We start from the raw sequence: 19,157 nt of genomic DNA on the forward strand, positions 1-19,157 counted from the left end.
AAACACCAATACACAAACTCTTTAAAAATCGTTTTTTCTTTTGTCAAAGAAGTTAATCGGTTTTCTACTCATTGGATTGAAAATTAACTTATTCAAACTTTCTTTTGTAGCGAATTCAATTTTAGGAGTCACCCTCAATTTTGCTCTAAAATGATCTTTAATTTCTTGTAAAAAAACAGGATTTTCATCCTTTACTGCTATTTTTATCACAATTTCATCTGTACCAATTTCATTCGTCAACACCTCAATAATATGACACTCGATAGCATCAAAATCATTAAGAACATCAATCATTGCAGGCGGATATAAAGTTGTGCCCTTATATTTTATCATTTGTTTTTTACGTCCAATTACTGGACCAACTCTTGTTGTGTTTCTTCCACATGTACAAGGTTCTTCATGAAGCTGAACAATATCTCCTGTTTTAAAACGGACTAAAGGCATAGCTTCAACTCCTAAAGTTGTAAAAGTCAACTCACCTGGCTCTCCATTTTTTACTGGTTTATTTTCTTCATCCAAAACTTCAATGATAATTAATTCTGGGTGATGATGACCTCCAATTGAATGTTCACATTCTGTAAACGCAGTGCTCATTTCTGTTGATGCATAGGTAGAAAAAAGATCAATATTCCACTTATCAGTTATTTTCTTTGATAAAATATTCATAGAAAAATCCTGATTTCTAAGCGGTTCACCAATACAAATAGCACCTTTAATTCCGGATGCATTAAAATCTATATTATGATTTTCTGCATACTCTATCATCTTCAATAAAAATGACGGCACTGTAATTAAATAACTTGGTTTGTATTTCAAAATTGAATCCCATTGTAACTCAGGAATTCCTGCTCCTACTCTCACTACACCAACTTTCATTTTACGCAGTCCAAGAAAATAAGCCAATCCGGCCATAAACCTTCTATCCATTGTTGTCATTAACTGCACAACATCTCCTTCTTTTATGCCAGCACAATCAAATGAGATTGCTTCATTATATGCTAATCGATCTAAATCACTATCTGTAAGTCCGAAAGTAACAGGATCACCTAATGTTCCAGATGTAGTAGCAAAATCTATAACTTTAGATATTGGCACACACATGAAATCATCATTATACCGTTGTAGATCTTCCTTATTAGTTACAGGTAATAATTGTAAATCTTCTATGGTTTTTATATTTCTTATTTCTATATTATTCTCTTTGAAGAGTTTTTTATAATAAGGAGAATTTTCATTAACATATTTCAACAAATCCATCAATTTTTCTTCTTGAAAGAACTTTATTTCTTGCTCGGTTTTAGTTTCAATCTCTGGAATCATTGTATTTTTTTATTAATTTTCAACAAATATTTCTCAATTTCTTTTCTTGATGGTAATGTTGTTATTTCCTTTTTCAAAGCTTCTTCAAAATGTACCTTTGCTTCTTTATATTGTTTCTTTCTATAAAAATGCAAACCTACTTTATAATGTACAACCCAATAATCGGGATTTAAAGATTGATAATTCGCTACAAATTCAACAGAAAAATCTTGATTATTTTCTAAAAAAGCATCCATTTTTCTATCTTCAATTCTGAATTTTTCGTAATTCTTATATGCTTCAGTATCTAAGAAGACATCTCTAGCAATATTCATCTGTTCTGTTTCTAAAGATGATACTCTATTTTCCAATTTCTCATCGTTAAAAATAGTATTCAAATCATAACAAACAAACTCTCCTAATTGATAAGGATTTGCAGAAACCCATACTTTTTTTTCATTTGGTTTGAATATAACTCCATGATGTGCTAATAATTGATTTAATGCTTTTTCATTTCCATATCCCAATGGCAAGTCATTTAGTCCGTCTTTATTTCGAAGAATATTTGCTGCAATTTGAGGATTAATCTTTTCATTGTACTTTATCAACTCTTCCATTCTATCAAAACGATATTTTGAATGACTATTTATTTTTTGCAATTGATTTCTCTTATCTTCTTCAAAACTTTCACTTTGAAAGTGATTGGAACAGATAAGCTGATTAGTGTTTGGAACATCATAAACTCCAAAACCGTTCGGTGCTACTTCAATTAGTATCGCCTTATTATCATGTGCGCTTCCAATCATAATAGATTCAGAAACAAAAACTTTCCTTTTTTTTGCTATAACTATGGCTTCGTCTATATTTTTAGCATATTGAAGAATTTCCCTTGTTAAAATTGATATTGGTGTTTTTGCAATTAAAGGAATCTTAGATTTTCCTGCATTTATTGTTACCGTTAACCCTTCATTATTCATACCAGAACACACACCAACCATTCCTGCCCAAGTAACCATCATGAAAGGATATCCTTCATCTGGTTTAACAAAAGCAACAACTTTATCTTTTGCAAATTCATCTCCAGCATAGAAATCGAAATTTCTTCCTATTATTAAATTACCATCTTCTGTTTTATCATCCCAAGCTGCAAAAGAAGAACAACCTACCAGTGCTAAATCTTGAAGCGCGTGTCCAATATCATGAGCTCCATGAAGGTATAAGCTTCTTAAATATTGAGGAGCGATATAATCAAAATCATGTGAAGTAAATTTTGAAACTCCATAAATCTCTGTTTTATATTCTTCTGGAACATTCAAATATAATTTTCTATTATACCATTTCAAAAATGACCGAAGCAATTTTAGTTTAAATTTTGAAGGTACAATTTCTTCAATTTTAGAAAAGAAAATCGATTCTTGTTTTTTAAGCAAAGAATCTGTCAATGATCCCATTAACAAACCTCTTTCTAACGGATCTCCTTCAACATACAGTTCCCAAAGGTTTTGTTTGTTTTTTAGAAAAAAGTTATGTCCAGAAGTATATTGTGTATCTGATATTTTTTTAATTATTGGTAACTGATCATTATAACCTTCTGTGATTGGTTTATGGGCTAATGATTTTGATGTACCGCAAGAGGATAGTAACAAAACAAAGAAGCTACTAATTAAAACACTAGTTTTTAGAATTATTTTATAGCTATCAATCAATTGAAAAATCTTTAATTTTATTCACTAAATATTCTTTCCCAACAATATCTGAACAAGTAACTACTGCTCCAATTGTTACACCAAGAACACCATGCATATTTACACTTTGCCCAGTTAAAAGCAAATTATCTAATTTTGTTTTAGTAGGAATAAAAGTTTTCATTGGCTCATTTGAATCTTTAACATAACCGTACATATTTCCTTTGTGACCACCAATATAATCTCTATATGAAAGCGGAGTTGAAGTATGCACTGATTTTATACAGTCTCTAATTCCTGGGAATTTTATTTCTATCTCTTTTAAAAAAACTTCTGCTTTTCTATTTTTAAATTCCTCATAAGTTTCTCCCCTATTATTTTTTTCTGCAACAGTATTAAATGTGCTTTCCCATGCATTTAATTCATCAAAATGCATATATGTAATAAATGTCATTCCATCTGCCCATTGCTCATCTTCACCAGAAGAATTCATTGATGCCATATAAGCTTTTGGCCAAGATTCTTCATTATATTCATGTGCTGTCCAAACACCTTTACTATCCTTAAAATGATAAAAGTTATTATTAAAATATTTAAAAGTTTCAGGTTTAAAAACAATATATAAACTAAATGAAGAGATCACACCTTCAAGACTTTGGATTCTTTTGTAAAATGATTTTCTAAAATGCTCTTCCCCGACCATTTTTAAAGTCGTTTTCAATTCTATATTTGAAATAAAATAATTTGCAGATACGCTCGAACCATCTTTCATTTCTACAGAAGTCACTTTATTATTTTCAACATTAAAGTTAGTCACTTCTTTATACTTATAGACTTCTCCTCCGTATTTTTTTAACTGCTTAATTAACTGTTTTGTAATTTGACTCCCTCCGTTTATACATCTATAAGCACTTTGAATATAAGAGTTTACAGATAAAGCATGAACGTAGAAAGGTGATTTCTCTTGAATTCCTGCATATAAAAAATTCGTTCCTGCCAAAACAGCTTTTAATTTTTCATTATCTGTTATTGTATCAATATATTCTTTTGCGTTTACAGAAAGTATTTCACTTTCATACTGTCCTTCCCATTCTAAATTGTATAACGGAAATGAATCACATACATTTCTTACCTTTTCACAATATTGATTAATTACCGCTTCTTCTTTAGGAAAACATTTAACTAATTGGTTAATGAAATTATCATAGCCTTGGGCATGAGGAAACTCTTCATTTGTATCTTCAAACGATACTATATCAAAACCATCCTCATCCAGTTTTTTGAGCCTTAAGTCGTCCATTATACCTAAATATTTAAAATATTTATATAAATTTTGACCTTCACTTAATCCTCCTATGTAATGAATTCCTGTGTCGAAAATAGTCTTATCTCTAACAAAGGTTTGCAAATTACCTCCAAACTGATTATTTTTTTCAAGCACACAAACGCTATAGCCTTCTTTGGCTAGGATAAGTGCAGAAACTAATCCGCCTAATCCACTTCCCACAATGACTATATCATACTGTTCTTTCATTCTATCTTCTCTTTAAAACAATTATTTTATCTTCTTCACTTTCTAACACAAAATCCTTTAAAAGTACATCTTCTTTATACTTTTCAGCATCTAATAGAATAATACAATCTGAAATTGATAGTATATCTTTCATCTCAACATTTGAGTTTTTATCGGAGAACAAAACTACATTATATTTATTTTGCAATATAGTTTCAAAAATATCTATATAGTTTAATTTCCTTTTTTTAATTAGGTAATTGGTTTTAGCAACACCTCTCTTTTCTTCATCCGCTATAAAAGAGGTAATCTCTCTTTGGGATTGTTGCAATAACAACAAAATATCACATTGACCATAATCATTAGCAATATGTAAAATTTTAGCCTTTTCTGAAATAAACTCATTTAGTTTATGATACAGTAATGCCTTCTCTTTAAAATCATCTTTTACTTGATTAACAACAATTGACTCTTTATAGTCAAAACTATTGAAAAGCTTTTTCTTGAAATAGTCAGGTTGCTCTAACTCAATCCTTTTCTTTTTGTATTGTTCTTTAAAAAATAAACTTAATTTTTTTGTTCGCTCACTATAATCTTTTCCAAAAAACTCATCATCGAAAGAAATTCTTGGTAATATTTCTACGTTTGTTGCACCACCATTAATAACAAAATCACCTTTTGGAAGTACTTCAGAATAACCATGAATAATTACAGGCACAATATCTAATTCAAATTGCTCTGCAAGATAAAAAGCTCCTTTATGAAAACGTTTTACAGTATTATCTTCTGAACGCGTTCCTTCTGGAAAAACCATCAATGAAAAACCTTGTTCAACTTTAGAACGTAAATGCTCAACACCATTATCGATACCACTAGAAACAGGATAAAAACCTGCTAAACGCACTCCTTTACCAAAAATTGGAGAATTATATACCCAATCACTTACTAGGAAAATAATTTTCGGACTTAAGCTTCCGATAGCTAGAATATCCAAAAAAGAAGTATGATTTGCAATTATCACTGCTGGTTTTTCAAATTTTTCTTCTGTTTTATTTATTACTGTTTTTTTATTTGAAGGATACGTTTTTAAAACGGACAACATAAACTTCGACAATACAGAATGAAATATTTTTAATTTTTTACCTTTTAACATTGGTGAAATCTTCATCAATAAAACACTTACAATTGACAAAAGAAAACCACCCAAACCATAATAAATAAAAGATAAAATAGAATGGATTAATCGTTTAATCTCAAAAGGAGGCAATCCTTTCTTCACTCTACTTGTAACAAAAAAAGCAAAAACTAAAGGTTGCACAATAAACGTAATCAATAATGCAGAAAATATTCCAATAATTGCTATTATTGAAATAGACTTTAATGCTGGATGCTTTGCAAAAATTAAAACTCCAATACCTAATATTGTTGTAGCAACAGAAAGCATTATCGATGTTCTATAAGTAGGCAATTCACTTCTTCCATACGTATGCTCTTTCTGTAATGCTGAAGTCATAAAAATACTATAATCTACTCCAATTCCAAAAATTAATGTACAGACTATAATATTAATAACATTAAATTGTAAACCAAAAAGCCCCATTAAACCAGTTGTAAAAACCCAACTTATCATAATAGGAATAATACTCACAATCACTAATTCTATTCTTCTAAATGAAAATAGGAGAATGAAAAACATTGCAATAAATGAATAGTTTATTAATGTTCCGAAATTATCTTTTAATGTACCTAGAAAAGTTTCGTTTGTTTGCTGACGATCAATTACAACAAGGTTGGGTTGTTTTTTAATCTCTTCTACAAAAGCATCTCTTTTCTCTTTAGAAACCTTAACTATTGTTGAAATAGTATGAAAACCGTTTTTTTGAGCAACAAATTCTTCTATGAAAAATGATTTTATTTTTTTATAATCAGCAATAGAAACAGGAATAAATTGCATTTCTAAATGATCGTAGAAATTCTCAAATGAACTTTCTTTAAATCCGTATTTATTTCCTTCGCTAATTAATCGTTCTTTCAATTCATTTTTCTTTGAATTACTCCAAAAATAATTCCATAATGCAATTTTATCATTTTGAACTTTTTCAGAAAACACCAATCCTCCAATGGAGCTAAAATTAACTATTTTCGAATCTTCTTTATTAGCATTTAAAATTTTAAAAAGTGTATTATTATCTTTTAAAATGGCATCAAAGCTATCGCCATAATTGGCTAAATAAATCGATTTTGAATTTCCATCAGTAATTTTTTCTAATTCCTTTTCGGTTTGTTTTAATTCAGCAGACATGAAGTTAAGTGACGCTAAATCATTATTAAAAGTTACCTTAGAATAAAACAATGAACTTACTATTAAGAGAACAAGCATAGCTATGACAAAAAATTTATTCTTATGATAAGAATAAGCCGCTAACTTGTCCAAAATATTTTTTTCTCCACCAAAAACTTTTATACCAATAATTGATTTTTCCTTTTTAAATTTATACAATAAAGGAATTAAAATCAACGAAAAAACAGAAGTAGCAGTAACACAAAGAGCTGCAAAAACTCCTAAATCTTTCAATGCTTCCGATTTTATAAAAAACAAACACAGAAAGCTTATTGAAGTTGTAATTCCGCATAACAATAAAGGTTTTGAAATATCATTGTAGAGCAATTTAACATCTTTATTATTTCTCAAATGCGTTAATACATAGATTGAATAATCTGTCGTTTCTCCTAATAATATTGAACTAATCCCAAGAGAAATAGCAGAAACACTACTTTTTGTAAAATACAAAATAGCAAGAGCAAAAACAGCTCCTAACAATGAAGGTATAAAAATAATTATTGGAGTTGTTATACTTCTATAGAAAAAAGCAAGAATTAATATTAATGCAATTCCAGCAAAAATTGATGTTAATTGTACGTCTTTTTTTATTTGAGTTGCATTACCTACTGCAACAGGTGTAGCACCAAAAAAACTTAATGATGCTTTGTCCTTAAATTGCGTATTTAGACTATCTTTAATTGCGTTTAATTTATCAACAAAAACAGTATTCTTATCCGTTTCATTTGTAGGTAATACTGGTGTTACAAAAAGCAGAATATTTTTCTTATTTTTTGTAATAATATAACCATCTTGTAGTTGAAAATCATCTCCAATACTAAGCTGTTGCATTTTTTTCAACGCTATAAAAGAAATACCTAATGGATCTCTTAGAATGAAATCTCTTGATACAATTCCGGTTGGAGATATTAATGATTTATAGCTTGATTCAACAATTTTTGAAATACTATCCTCTTGAATTTTATTTTCTATAGATTGGTAATCTTTTTCATCTAAAAATAGAGGTAAATTATTATATACAAAATCAAATACTTCTTCAAGATTCTCATCGTCTAATTTCCCTTGTACTTCTTCAATATAACCTTTGCATTCTTGATCTAAATCATCTATAAAAAGGTTTGCCATTTCTGATAAAACTTCAGCCTCATTTTCTCCTTCTAAAGAAATCTTTACCGTAATTTTATCTGAAAAATTTAATTGATTTAAAACTTTTGTTGTTGTACTAGTTTTATCGTTCGTTGGGATTAATCTAGTTATATCTTCACTAAATTGAATTTTAAAAGCAAAATGCCCTACAATTAAAAAGAATACAAAAAAAAGTAAAACAGAAAATAATTTTCTCCTATTTACATAAGAATTAATTGCAATAAAAAAATTTTGCATGATTATTTTTTATTTTTAAATGTACTAAAAATTATTAAGAATAAATAACTAACAAAACCAAAGACAATTGCTGCCAATGAAGCCAAAACAAAACTTCCAACAAGATATTGTAGAATATTGTTTTGAACATCGTCAAAGGTAATTGATTTATTTAATTGAATTGGATTGTTATTCTCAATAAAAAAACTTCCAATTTTTAATGAACCATAAATAACAAAAGGTATTAATGGAGGAATACTTATGTTTGAAGCTGCAAAAGAGATTGCTTTATTTAGTTTAAAAAAAACAGATAGACCAATAACTAGTAGGGTTTGAAATCCCCAAAAAGGACAAATACCTATAAAAACTCCTAACGCAACAGATAATGATTTTTTTAAAGGACTATCTTGACTATGAAGTATGTTTTCTAGAATGAATTTCTTAATTCCTTTTTTTTTTAAGCTAAAAAGTAAATTTCTAGGTTTTATATAAAATATAGCTATAATAACTAATATTGTATTCAATATACTTATTCTTGTGAAGTCTTTGAAAGGTCTAAAATGAGAAACTCTTTCTAAAGGATCATACAAAACTTGAATAGGAATATTTTTAACCGTTATTCCTTTCCATGCTGATCGAACAATTATTTCAATTTCAAATTCAAATTTATTGGTAAAATATTTCTTCGGAATCATTTTTAAAGGATACAATCTATAGCCAGACTGTGTGTCTTCTAATTTAATTCCTGTTTCAAACCAAAACCAAAAATTAGAAAATTTATTTCCAAAACTACTCTTCTTCGGAACTCCATCTTGAGCCATATTTCTACTTCCAATAAGCAAAACAGTATCATTTAGAGTTATTTCATTTATAAACTTTGGAATATCCGAAGAAAAATGTTGCCCATCTGAGTCTATAGTAATTGCATATTCATAGCCCAAATCTATTGCTTTTTTAAAACCATTTCTCAATGCAGTTCCTTTTCCTGAATTCTTAGGATGATGAACCTGAATTAAGTTTGAATAAACATTTAAAATAGTTGATGTTTCATCTGTAGAACCATCATTCACTATAATTACTTGATCAGTATATTCTAATATAGAATCTAAAACACGCTTTAAAGTTTTGTCGTTATTATATGTGGGCACAATAACACAAACTTTAAATTTATCGATACTATCTTTTACGGTCTTAAACTCCATTTTTAATTAACAGATTTTTTTTCTTCTTTTGAAAAACTTTTAGATTGAAGTATAAAATTTTTCAAATACTCTCTCAATGTTGCTGATTGAGTAGTATAATTTTCTAAAACAAAACTCTTATCTTCAGTTATGTTTTTGTGGTATTTAACAATTTTGGGCACACTTTCCTGAACACTCAATCGAATCATTCTCAATTCAATATTTTCAGGTTGAGAAGCAATACTAGATTCAATTAATTTGGCACCTTCTTTAAAAGCCTTGATTTTTTGACCTGCTTTTTTTTCATACTTTGAAACCATAGCCATTGAAGCTCCTTTATATGCTACTAAAACTAAATCGTTATCTGAAGATATACTTTCTAGTTTCTTAGCAAACTCTTTACTATTCACTTCTGAATCATACGCTTTTACATATAGTTTTCTAATCTCTTCAATATTTGTATTAACAGAAAACAATAATAAAAAGAAAAATGAGGCTATAATTTTCATTGCTATACCGTTTTATAAACACTCAACAACTTTAAAGCTGTGGTTTCTCCAAAGAAAGTAGTGTTTTTTACTTTTATTAAATCATCTTCTGTCACAGTGATATCCAATTCTAATTTCAATTCTGGTGTAACAAAAGGATTAATTAATGCCATGAATTTCACATTGGAAAGGCTTTGCATAAAAAGTGAACGTTCTGTTATTTGCTCTGTTAGCTCTTTAATAATTTGCATCATACAAACACCTGGCATAATTGGATTACCTGGAAAATGTCCTTCAAAAACATTATGGTTTTCATTTACCAAAATGATGACCACGTACTTGTGATCATCATTTTTAGTTAATGAAATTATTTTATAAAAATCTTTTAAAATCATATATATTATTTTACATCAAAAGTATAAGTGGCTCCAATGCTAAAAACTACGTTAGTATGGTTTCCATCTGAATAATAATTATTATCATAGTCATAATCATCCGATAAAACAGGAATAATTCCTTTTTTTACTCTTGCTTCAATACCAAAATTATCTGTAAACTGATATCCTGCTCCTAAAACAAAAGTTAAATCTACACTATTATACGCTGGAAAGTTCTCCTCAACTTGAAAATCTAATCCAGGACCAATATGAATATTAAATTTATCTGCAAAAGTAAATTTATTCATTATTTGAACTCCTAAATATGAAATATTAAAAGTACCTTCTTGAGAACTATTATTGAATTTAAGCTTAGAACCTTGTCTTGAATAATCAATTTCTGGTTGTAATGTGTAATGATTTGTCAATTTTAAAGCCCCATAAAAACCTAAATAAAAATCAGTCTTAGAGTTAAACTCTCTTCTATTTGATACACCACCATTACTATTATAAAAATCATCTCCTTTAGTAAAGTGAGAAAAATTCAAACCTGCTCTAACTCCTGGTTTGAAAGACACTTGAGCCTCAATTTGAGACATTCCAAAAATCGCAAAAATTGCAATAAAAATTTGTTTTTTCATAATTCAATCTAAATTTATTTAAAATAACTCAACACAATTTTTAAATCTAAATTGTAATGTTGTATTACAATTTGCTCCGCAAAAGTATTGTTTTTTGCACTAAAACTGATATTTATTTTTTGCTTTCTTTTTGATGCATGAATAATATTAGTCAATTTATTATCTGTACTAGAAAGTATAACAAAATTATACTTGTTCTTATCTAATGATTTTAGAATTAATTCCGTTTTCCCTTTATAACTTTCACTTATTTTAAACTGACTTTTTAATAATAATTTAAAATCGGTTTTTAAAGTATTAATTAATATCTTTCTATCTAATTCTGGAACTATAGAATTCACTTTGAATTCGTTCTCAGATATTTCAAAATCTAAAAGTTTATTCCCAAATTCGGTTGTAAAAACTACACGATGTGTTGAATCGCTAATCTTTTTCGCAATGAAAATCCCAGACAACTCATTTCCATAAACCGAAATATTTGCTTTATATACATAATCAATCTCTGAATTAGAAAAATAACTCGGATAAAAACTATTGCTTTCTGTTTCAATTACTTTTTGATTTGTAACGACACTATTCGTAGCACAGGACAAGCAAAGAACAACTAAAAAAAAATTAATTATTAAAAACTGAATCCTCGATTTTCCCATTAAGCTTTTTATTATTTAAAACAATTCTTGTGTAATCGTCTGAAGATTCTATTAATTTCACCTGAATAACTGTAGCATCATCACTATCAAAAGTTAATTCAATTTGTTTGATGTATTTTTTCAATGAAGCATCTTTTGGTAACAACCTTGTAATGTTATTTGTTTTTGTTTTAAAAAAACTAATAGTAAACTCTTTCTCATCGAACATGTTTCCGCTTACACTTCCTACAATTAGTGTGTTTATTTTTCCAAATATTTTACTATTTCCAATATCTACTGTATTTTTCTTACCTTCATCATCAATGAAAATTTTATTATTTTTAAACAAGATAGAATAATTATAAGGATTCTTATATTGCCATTTTAATAGATTTGGAGCAGAGAAATACATCTTTCCTGAAGTTTCAATATCTTTAGAAAGAAAGTCCATGTGTTTATACTGTGTAAAATCTGAGGAAAGTGTTTGGATTTTTTTCGCAACTGCATTTACTTTTTGTTTAAAAGCTACAATTTCAGAATTCGTCATTTTTTGCTCTTGAGCAAAACCAATCCAACTAATTAAACTAAGAAATACTATTATTACTTTATTACTCTTCATACGCATTTAAATTTAATAGTTTATCTACAGAAACTACCTTATAATTATTATTCTGCAAAAATAGCAATAACTGTTCCAAAACACTAACAGTTACCAATGAAGTATCATGTAAAAGAATAATACTTCCAGGTGAAACTCTCTTGAAAATCCGATTTAATATCATTTTTTCATTCTTCACAATCCCATCCATTGATCTTATGTTCCAACCAATTACATTATGATTAGTGATTTTCAAAGCGCGTCCAATAGAAGGGTTTGTAACACCGTATGGAGGTCTAAAAAAAAGAGGTTTTTTACCTATATTTTTTTTTATAATTTCATCAGTAGCATGCAATTCTCTTATTACTCTTTTTTTTCTGTAAAAATCAAAAAAATGAGAATGAGAAAATGAATGATTACCAATTAAATGCCCACGCTCGTTAATTTGCTTAAGAATTTCAGGATATGTTTCAATATTTTTACCAATACAAAAAAAAGTAGCTTTTACATTATACTTTTCTAATATTGCTAAAATTTGTGGTGTAACTAAATGTGGTCCATCATCAAAAGTTAATGCTATTCTTTTTTCTTTTTCTAATGGGTTTTCACAAAATGCATCGACATGAATACTCAAATGAATAAATGAAGAGCCAATTAATAAAAGTATAAATCTAAAAATAAAAAGCAGAAAATAACACCACCATTCTACTGTTATAAAAAAACTAGAAACAAACAACAGTAAGAAAAGAGTGAGAAAAAAAATATTTATTTTTTTATAGCTTAACATTTAGAGATTAAAGTAAAGCTATGATCTAACCCTTTGTATTGGTTATATAATAATATTCTTTTATACTCGGGTTTCTCAATTGCATTTATTTTTAAAATATCTGGAATCCCTTGTGTTTTGATAATTTTACTTGCTACCCATAATCCAAAAGCTGAAGCTGTATTATATTCACCACTCAAATGCTTATAATAAATTTGAGTGGTGTTTTTCAAAACACTTTCAGCCACACTCTTATAATAAATATCATATTCAACATCTCCATTATAACCGAGAACAACAGCATCAATATCTTTAATATCTAGATTATTCAGTTTCAAGAATTCTATCATTTTATTTTGAACTTCTTCAACTGTTAAAGTATTAACCATATCGACATCGATAATCTCAGCATAAGTTGAAGCTGTCTTTTTATTTTCCAAAGTAAAAAAAGTAGCTCCTTCACTATACACAGCTCCTTTTGTTTTAGAATCTAAAACTTGATAAGGTGCATCATCATCCGCTTTTATAAAGCCGGATAATTTGAATAACCTTGAAGTATATTCGCTCATTTCATCTATACCTCCAACAAGAATTGCAGACGATTCATCAGTATCAAATTGCATTTTAGCATCTAAAAGGGCAGATTCAAATGAAACAGCAGCATTGACATAGGTAAAATTATAAGCCTTACATTGAATTCCCAAAGCAATTTGTGAGCCAACAGTATTATGTGTTGATTGAATAAAAGAGGTAGGAGTTAAAAACTCTTCATTATTATCAATTAAAGCTTTCAGAAACTTATCTGAATCCTCAATACACCCCATTCCAGTTCCAGTAATTATTGCATCTAGGTTTTCAACACCTGCTTCTTTCATCGCTAAATTCGCAGCAACGATACCATTCTTTACTCCTTTTGCCATACGTCGAATAGCTACAGGTGGAATATAATCTTTATAAACTGGTGTTTTTACAGGGAGAACATTCTCATTTATATTACAATCAAACTCTTCCAAAAAAACACCTTCAAATGTTTTTTGAGCAGAAATACATCCAAGTCCATTTATATATGTCTTTCCCATTAGTTTTTTGAAAAAATTACAGTAGAACAATTTCCTCCGAATCCAAAAGAATTAGACAAAACATGATCTATATTTTTATTTTTTAATGTCGTTTGAGGCACCATATTAAATTCGCTCATTGGTGTTTTAAAATTCAAATTTGGAAAAACCACATTGTTTTGAATTGCTAAAACACTATAAACTGCTTCAATTGCTGCAGCAGCTGCCAAAGTATGCCCTGTAAAAGGCTTTGTAGAACTAAAATCAGGAACCAAACCTTCTCCAAAAGTCCTAGTAACAGCTCTTCCTTCAGATAAATCATTATTTGGAGTTGCTGTTCCGTGTACGTTTATGTAATCTATTTGAGATGGTTTTAATCCAGAAACTTGAAACGCCTTTTCCATAGCCAAAAAAGCTCCTTCACCATTTTCAGAAGATGCTGTTTGATGAAAAGCATCATTAGCATTCCCATAGCCAGAAACTCTTGCTAACACCTTTTTATTCTCTCTTGCGACCACTTCATCAGATTCTAAAACAAGAAAAGCAGCAGCTTCTCCTAAATTTAGCCCTTTTCTATCATTATCAAACGGAGTATTGTAGGTATCAGACAAAATCATTAATGTTTTGAATCCATTAATAGTAAACTTTGCTAAAGCATCTGTTCCACCAACAATTACACGATCTAATTTTCCAGATTTGATTAATCTAGCTCCCATCATTATAGAATTTGCTGCAGAAGAACAAGCTGTACTTATAGTAGTTACTAATCCTTTCAACCCTAATTGTTCTGCTATTTTTTGCGCAACGTCTCCACCATCATGAGCACTAATATATTTTACTACTTCAGGGTTCTCAAAATATTCATAATAATACCTCTCTGTCATATCCATTCCACCAACACTTGAAGCAGAAATCAATCCAGTTTTATATTCATTGATTGCAGTTATCCCTGCATTTTCAACTGCTTGCTTTGCCGCAAGCACTCCAATCATTGCAGTTCTAGAATAATTATTATCTTTCGAAAGATTTAATTCATTAGCAAGCTCTTCATTGGTTTTTTTAATTTCACCAACTTTTATTACATCCTTATGAATTGTAACAATATTATCAACAGTTGTAATACCGATACGATTATTAAGTAATGACTCTAAATTTTCTTCTACCGAACTTCCGATAGCTGAAATAATCCCCATTCCTGTTATTGCTACTCCCTTCATTTCTATTCTATAATTTAACTTTTCACAATTTCATGCATTTAATAAGACTGTGAGAACACATTGCTTTTTGATCTAAATACGCTTCTAAATCTACCTATTAGATGTAACTTTCCTTCATTATATTGTGCTACAGAATTTTACTAATTATCGACATATTTTCAAATGTAAAACAAGTCCAAATTAGAAAAAAACGACTACACCTAATGAGTTAAATCTATATTAATGACAATAAATCCTATTGATTGGATTTATTGAGGAATAAGTTATTTAGTTCTATGCTCAGTAATATAAGCTGCCATAGTTTCAATAGATTCGAAAATCGTTTTACCTAATTTCGGATCTAATAATTTTATTCCATATTCTTTGTCTAACAAAACAATAAGTTCTAAAGCATCTATAGAATCAAGTCCTAATCCATCTCCGAATAAAGGATCGTTATCATTAATATCAGCTACATTAATATCTTCTAAGTTTAAGACTTCAATGATTTTTTCTTTCAATTCTTGTTTTAATGCTTCCATAATTATTTATTAAATTCTATTTCTATATTATTTTTTGTATGTTCAATTTCTCCTTCATCTGAAACCAAATAAAAGAAACCTTTATATTCTTCATTAAAATATTCTACCCAACCACAAAGTACTTTATCTGCTTTCTTAATATTCAAAAGTACGTTTGCATAATTCTCCATAAATGAAGAATTAAAGGTGTCAAATATAAAAAAAGAATTTTCACTTTTCAATTGATGCTTAATACTAATTTCTCCTAAACAAATATTAGGTAATGTATACACAAAAACTGCTGGACTTGGAAAGTAACTTTCTGATTCAGAAATAGATTCTTGGTATTTAACATCAGTATCTAAACTTGACGATTTATTAGCGAATAAAAGACCTATATTATTTTCTTTTAAAGGATCGATAATTGGCTTTAAAAGTAATTCTGCTCCAATAAATGCTAATTTACTTAAACTATCCATTTTAAAAAATTTAGGATAAGCTATTTCAAATTCTTGATAAAACTTCTTTGCGAAGTCATTAAATCCTTCTATTTCATTAGAAAAAATACTTTCTCCATTCAGAACAATTTTATTTTTCTGAATAACACAGGTAGAATGTATATATGTTTTATTTTCCAATATTATTTTATTTTTTCAAATATAACCGCTGTATTGCAACCTCCAAAACCTGAGGCTGTTTTTAAGAAACAATTTAATTCTTTATTTTCCGTTTTTTCTATAATATTAATTGGCTTACTAACACCCATTTCATCAAAACCTAATGAAGCAAACAATTTATTATGTAATAAAGATTGTATACCTATTACTACCTCTAGTAGTCCCGATGCTCCTAAAGTATGTCCGTAATACCCTTTCAAGCTATTTACAGGTGTGTTTTCTAATCCTATTCTGCTAAATGCAATAGCTTCCATCTCATCGTTAAATGGTGTTGCTGTACCATGTGCAGAAATGTAATTAATAGAATTGGAATCAATATTTGCTTCTTTCATTGCACTTTCAATACTTCTAACGAGTCCTTCTCCTGTTCTTGATGGACCCGAAATATGATTTGCGTCATTTATTGAACCATCACCCAAGATTACAACTTTTGCATTCTCTCGATTAGATGTCACCAATACTGCCGCTGTTGCTTCCCCAAGACTTACTCCAGTTCTGTTTTTAGAATATGGCCTACAAGGTTCATTACTCATTGCTTGGAAAGAATTAAATCCAGAAAGAACAAATTCAGATACTATATCACCTGCAACTACAAATGCATCATTATACATTTCACTCTGAATTAATCTTTTCGCAACCGAAATTGCCAAAACGCCAGAAACGCATGCATTAGAAACAACTATAGGTTTAGTTTTAAATCCGAAAAAATTAGCAATTCTTTTAGCTAGAGTACCCAAATGTGCTTCTTCAATCGATTCATCTGATTTATTTTTCAGAGCCTCGATATTTCCCTTAGTAGTTGAAAGTAAAAACGCTGTTTTATCCGTTATTTCGACTTCATTCACTATAGGAAACAAAGCTAAAATCATCATCTTTTCTAACTTTGTAAATTTCCCTTCTGAAGTAACTTTTGCAAAAGCTTCATCTACATCATTTTCATTTACAATTGAAGCACAAAATGAATCTTTCATCAAAGATTTATCTTCATGTTTCTGAATTCCTGTAATTCCTTTGGTAATATTATCAATATTAGTTTCTACATCAAACCCCAATGGAGTGATGCAGTTAACATTAGATATATAAACTTTCTTTAGCATTTATTCTTAATCTTGAATCATTTTATAACAATTCATTATTTTAACAACCCTACTTTTCTTTTCCATTCTTCAAAAAAAGGTGGATTTGTAAGCATTAAATCCCCTTCTTTATTTAAAAACACTTGAATTGTTTCACCTGTACAAGCAACTTCATTCTGGGCATTAAATATTTTATATCTGTATATCATTTTTGCCGCAGGAGTATCTACAATAGTTGTTTCAACTCGAAACACATCACCATATTTTAATGGTAATTTATGCTCGCAACTGGACTTAACAATCGGTGTTGTATATCCACTTTCAAAAACATCTAAATAAGACAAACCATGTTCTCTACCGAATGCCTCTCTTCCATCTTCAAAATAGGTAATATAATACCCATGCCATACAATTCCTAAAGGATCTGTTTCATTAAACCGAACCCTCACTTCTTGACTTACAACCAAACCCTCTACTTCTTTAAACACTTCTTTTCTTCTCATCGTATATGATTGCTATTGTAGTTGTAATTATAAAAAATAGAAACAGTAAACCTATTTCTGGCAATATCTCTAAAATAGTTGAATTTCGCAAAAGTACATCATAAAAAGCATTTAACCCCCAATTCATTGGCGAACATTTTGCTATTATTTGCATCATTTTTGGCATTGCGAAAACAGGCACCCAAACTCCACCAATTGCAGCTAGAACTATAGTCGCAGTTGCTCCAAAAGGTGCTGATTGTTCTTGTGTTTTTGCAATTGTACCTACTAATATTCCAAAACCAATAGCTGCAAAACCAGAAAACAAGGCTACAATACTCATTAAAAACAAATTACCTTCAACGTTTAATGCTGGCAATCCAATTTGAGGAAACAAAAAAACTGCAACCACAACCATCATGTAAAACTGTATCATACAAATTACAGCATAGGTTATTGTTTTCCCTAATAAAACCAGTGCATATGGAACTGGATTAGTTCTGAGTCTGACAAATGTTCCTTGATTTTTTTCTTTAACGATATTAATTGATAATGGAATTACAATAAAAAATATTGCAAAAAGAGTCCAAGCTGGAACATTATGTTGTGCAGAATTTGGAATTATTTCTTTATCATTTTTTCTAGGAATTATTTCTTTAAAAGAAATGAAACTATTTTGTTCAAAACTATCAACACTTTCCCCTAACTGGTCTTGAAAAGTACTATAGATTGATTGTGTTTCTATTTGAGAAATCATTTTATCTACTGAACTCATGACAGCATTCTTGAAACTCATTTGCACAGCTGGATCAAAATAAAGTTTTACTTCTTTTTGTTGTACAATATCTTTTACTTCTTCCTGTATTGTATCTGTTTCGGTGAAACTATTAACTATTTTCTCAACATTTTGATCAATCTTAGACTGAAGATCATTGCTTAATTCTGAAGGAATTACAATAGCTAATTGATATACTCCTTTAAAAACAGCTTCCTTTGCTTGAACTTCAGTAATTAACTTCCCATCTATCTTGGTAACTACCGAAAAAGCTTCACTTTTTTGTAGGTTTTCGAGAACAGATTGAGAAACCATACCATTATCATTATTGACTAATAATATTGGAATTTTAGCATCGTTTACCTTTTTAAAAGTACTATCTTGAATTAATGTTACTGCAATAATAAGAACAAGAGGCATTACAAACAAGATAATTACGCCTCCTAAATCTCTTTTTAGCAATAAAAACTCTTTATAAATGGACATTAAAAG

Annotated in this window: 18 protein-coding genes; all 18 read right to left on the reverse strand. The window is 29.0% G+C overall.

Features of this window, described 5'->3' with window-relative positions:
- Window positions 1-21: 21 nt before the first annotated feature.
- Window positions 22-1,320 carry an AMP-binding protein gene (locus L2Z92_RS03295; protein ID WP_236457426.1) on the reverse strand — a complete coding sequence of 433 codons (1,299 nt, stop codon included), beginning with the start codon at window positions 1,318-1,320 and terminating at the stop codon, window positions 22-24.
- The gene (locus tag L2Z92_RS03300) at window positions 1,317-3,002 is read right to left on the reverse strand and encodes a C45 family autoproteolytic acyltransferase/hydolase (protein ID WP_236458900.1); all 1,686 of its coding nucleotides are present in this window, start codon (window positions 3,000-3,002) and stop codon (window positions 1,317-1,319) included. The genes L2Z92_RS03295 and L2Z92_RS03300 overlap by 4 nt, the downstream gene beginning before the upstream one ends.
- Window positions 2,998-4,518: a phytoene desaturase family protein gene (locus L2Z92_RS03305; RefSeq protein WP_236457427.1), complete on the reverse strand. Its 1,521-nt coding sequence runs from the start codon at window positions 4,516-4,518 to the stop codon at window positions 2,998-3,000. The genes L2Z92_RS03300 and L2Z92_RS03305 overlap by 5 nt, the downstream gene beginning before the upstream one ends.
- A 1-nt stretch (window position 4,519) precedes the next feature.
- Window positions 4,520-8,221: a 1-acyl-sn-glycerol-3-phosphate acyltransferase gene (locus L2Z92_RS03310; protein ID WP_236457428.1), complete on the reverse strand. Its 3,702-nt coding sequence runs from the start codon at window positions 8,219-8,221 to the stop codon at window positions 4,520-4,522.
- Between the two features lie 2 nt (window positions 8,222-8,223).
- Window positions 8,224-9,402: a DUF2062 domain-containing protein gene (locus L2Z92_RS03315; protein WP_236457429.1), complete on the reverse strand. Its 1,179-nt coding sequence runs from the start codon at window positions 9,400-9,402 to the stop codon at window positions 8,224-8,226.
- Window positions 9,403-9,404: 2 nt separating this feature from the next.
- Window positions 9,405-9,890, reverse strand: coding sequence for a hypothetical protein (locus tag L2Z92_RS03320; RefSeq protein ID WP_236457430.1), 486 nt, complete (start codon window positions 9,888-9,890; stop codon window positions 9,405-9,407).
- Between the two features lie 2 nt (window positions 9,891-9,892).
- Complete coding sequence (locus L2Z92_RS03325; protein WP_236457431.1) at window positions 9,893-10,264, reverse strand: hotdog family protein; 372 nt, start codon at window positions 10,262-10,264, stop codon at window positions 9,893-9,895.
- 5 nt (window positions 10,265-10,269) lie between these two features.
- On the reverse strand, window positions 10,270-10,887 hold the full coding sequence (locus L2Z92_RS03330; protein ID WP_236457432.1) for an outer membrane beta-barrel protein: 618 nt from the start codon (window positions 10,885-10,887) through the stop codon (window positions 10,270-10,272).
- A gap of 14 nt (window positions 10,888-10,901) precedes the next feature.
- On the reverse strand, window positions 10,902-11,537 hold the full coding sequence (locus L2Z92_RS03335; protein ID WP_236457433.1) for a hypothetical protein: 636 nt from the start codon (window positions 11,535-11,537) through the stop codon (window positions 10,902-10,904).
- On the reverse strand, window positions 11,503-12,135 hold the full coding sequence (locus L2Z92_RS03340; RefSeq protein WP_236457434.1) for a LolA family protein: 633 nt from the start codon (window positions 12,133-12,135) through the stop codon (window positions 11,503-11,505). The genes L2Z92_RS03335 and L2Z92_RS03340 overlap by 35 nt, the downstream gene beginning before the upstream one ends.
- Window positions 12,125-12,748 (reverse strand): polysaccharide deacetylase family protein, encoded by a 624-nt coding sequence (locus L2Z92_RS03345; RefSeq protein WP_236457435.1) that lies wholly within the window; start codon window positions 12,746-12,748, stop codon window positions 12,125-12,127. Before L2Z92_RS03345 ends, L2Z92_RS03340 begins: the two co-directional genes overlap by 11 nt.
- 146 nt (window positions 12,749-12,894) lie before the next feature.
- A complete protein-coding gene (locus tag L2Z92_RS03350; protein WP_236457436.1) occupies window positions 12,895-13,959 on the reverse strand; it encodes a beta-ketoacyl synthase N-terminal-like domain-containing protein in 1,065 nt (354 codons plus the stop codon).
- Complete coding sequence (locus tag L2Z92_RS03355; RefSeq protein WP_236457437.1) at window positions 13,959-15,155, reverse strand: beta-ketoacyl-[acyl-carrier-protein] synthase family protein; 1,197 nt, start codon at window positions 15,153-15,155, stop codon at window positions 13,959-13,961. The genes L2Z92_RS03350 and L2Z92_RS03355 overlap by 1 nt, the downstream gene beginning before the upstream one ends.
- A gap of 263 nt (window positions 15,156-15,418) precedes the next feature.
- Window positions 15,419-15,676, reverse strand: a complete 258-nt coding sequence (locus tag L2Z92_RS03360) for a phosphopantetheine-binding protein (RefSeq protein WP_236457438.1) — start codon at window positions 15,674-15,676, stop codon at window positions 15,419-15,421.
- Window positions 15,677-15,678: 2 nt separating this feature from the next.
- The gene (locus L2Z92_RS03365; RefSeq protein WP_236458901.1) at window positions 15,679-16,296 is read right to left on the reverse strand and encodes a 3-oxoacyl-ACP synthase; all 618 of its coding nucleotides are present in this window, start codon (window positions 16,294-16,296) and stop codon (window positions 15,679-15,681) included.
- The gene (locus L2Z92_RS03370) at window positions 16,296-17,429 is read right to left on the reverse strand and encodes a beta-ketoacyl synthase N-terminal-like domain-containing protein (protein ID WP_236457439.1); all 1,134 of its coding nucleotides are present in this window, start codon (window positions 17,427-17,429) and stop codon (window positions 16,296-16,298) included. The genes L2Z92_RS03365 and L2Z92_RS03370 overlap by 1 nt, the downstream gene beginning before the upstream one ends.
- Before the next feature lie 35 nt (window positions 17,430-17,464).
- Window positions 17,465-17,911: an acyl-CoA thioesterase gene (locus L2Z92_RS03375; protein ID WP_236457440.1), complete on the reverse strand. Its 447-nt coding sequence runs from the start codon at window positions 17,909-17,911 to the stop codon at window positions 17,465-17,467.
- The gene (locus L2Z92_RS03380; RefSeq protein ID WP_236457441.1) at window positions 17,889-19,151 is read right to left on the reverse strand and encodes an ABC transporter permease; all 1,263 of its coding nucleotides are present in this window, start codon (window positions 19,149-19,151) and stop codon (window positions 17,889-17,891) included. The genes L2Z92_RS03375 and L2Z92_RS03380 overlap by 23 nt, the downstream gene beginning before the upstream one ends.
- Between the last annotated feature and the right edge of the window lie 6 nt (window positions 19,152-19,157).

This window comes from Flavobacterium jumunjinense, assembly GCF_021650975.2.
Taxonomy (GTDB): domain Bacteria; phylum Bacteroidota; class Bacteroidia; order Flavobacteriales; family Flavobacteriaceae; genus Flavobacterium; species Flavobacterium jumunjinense.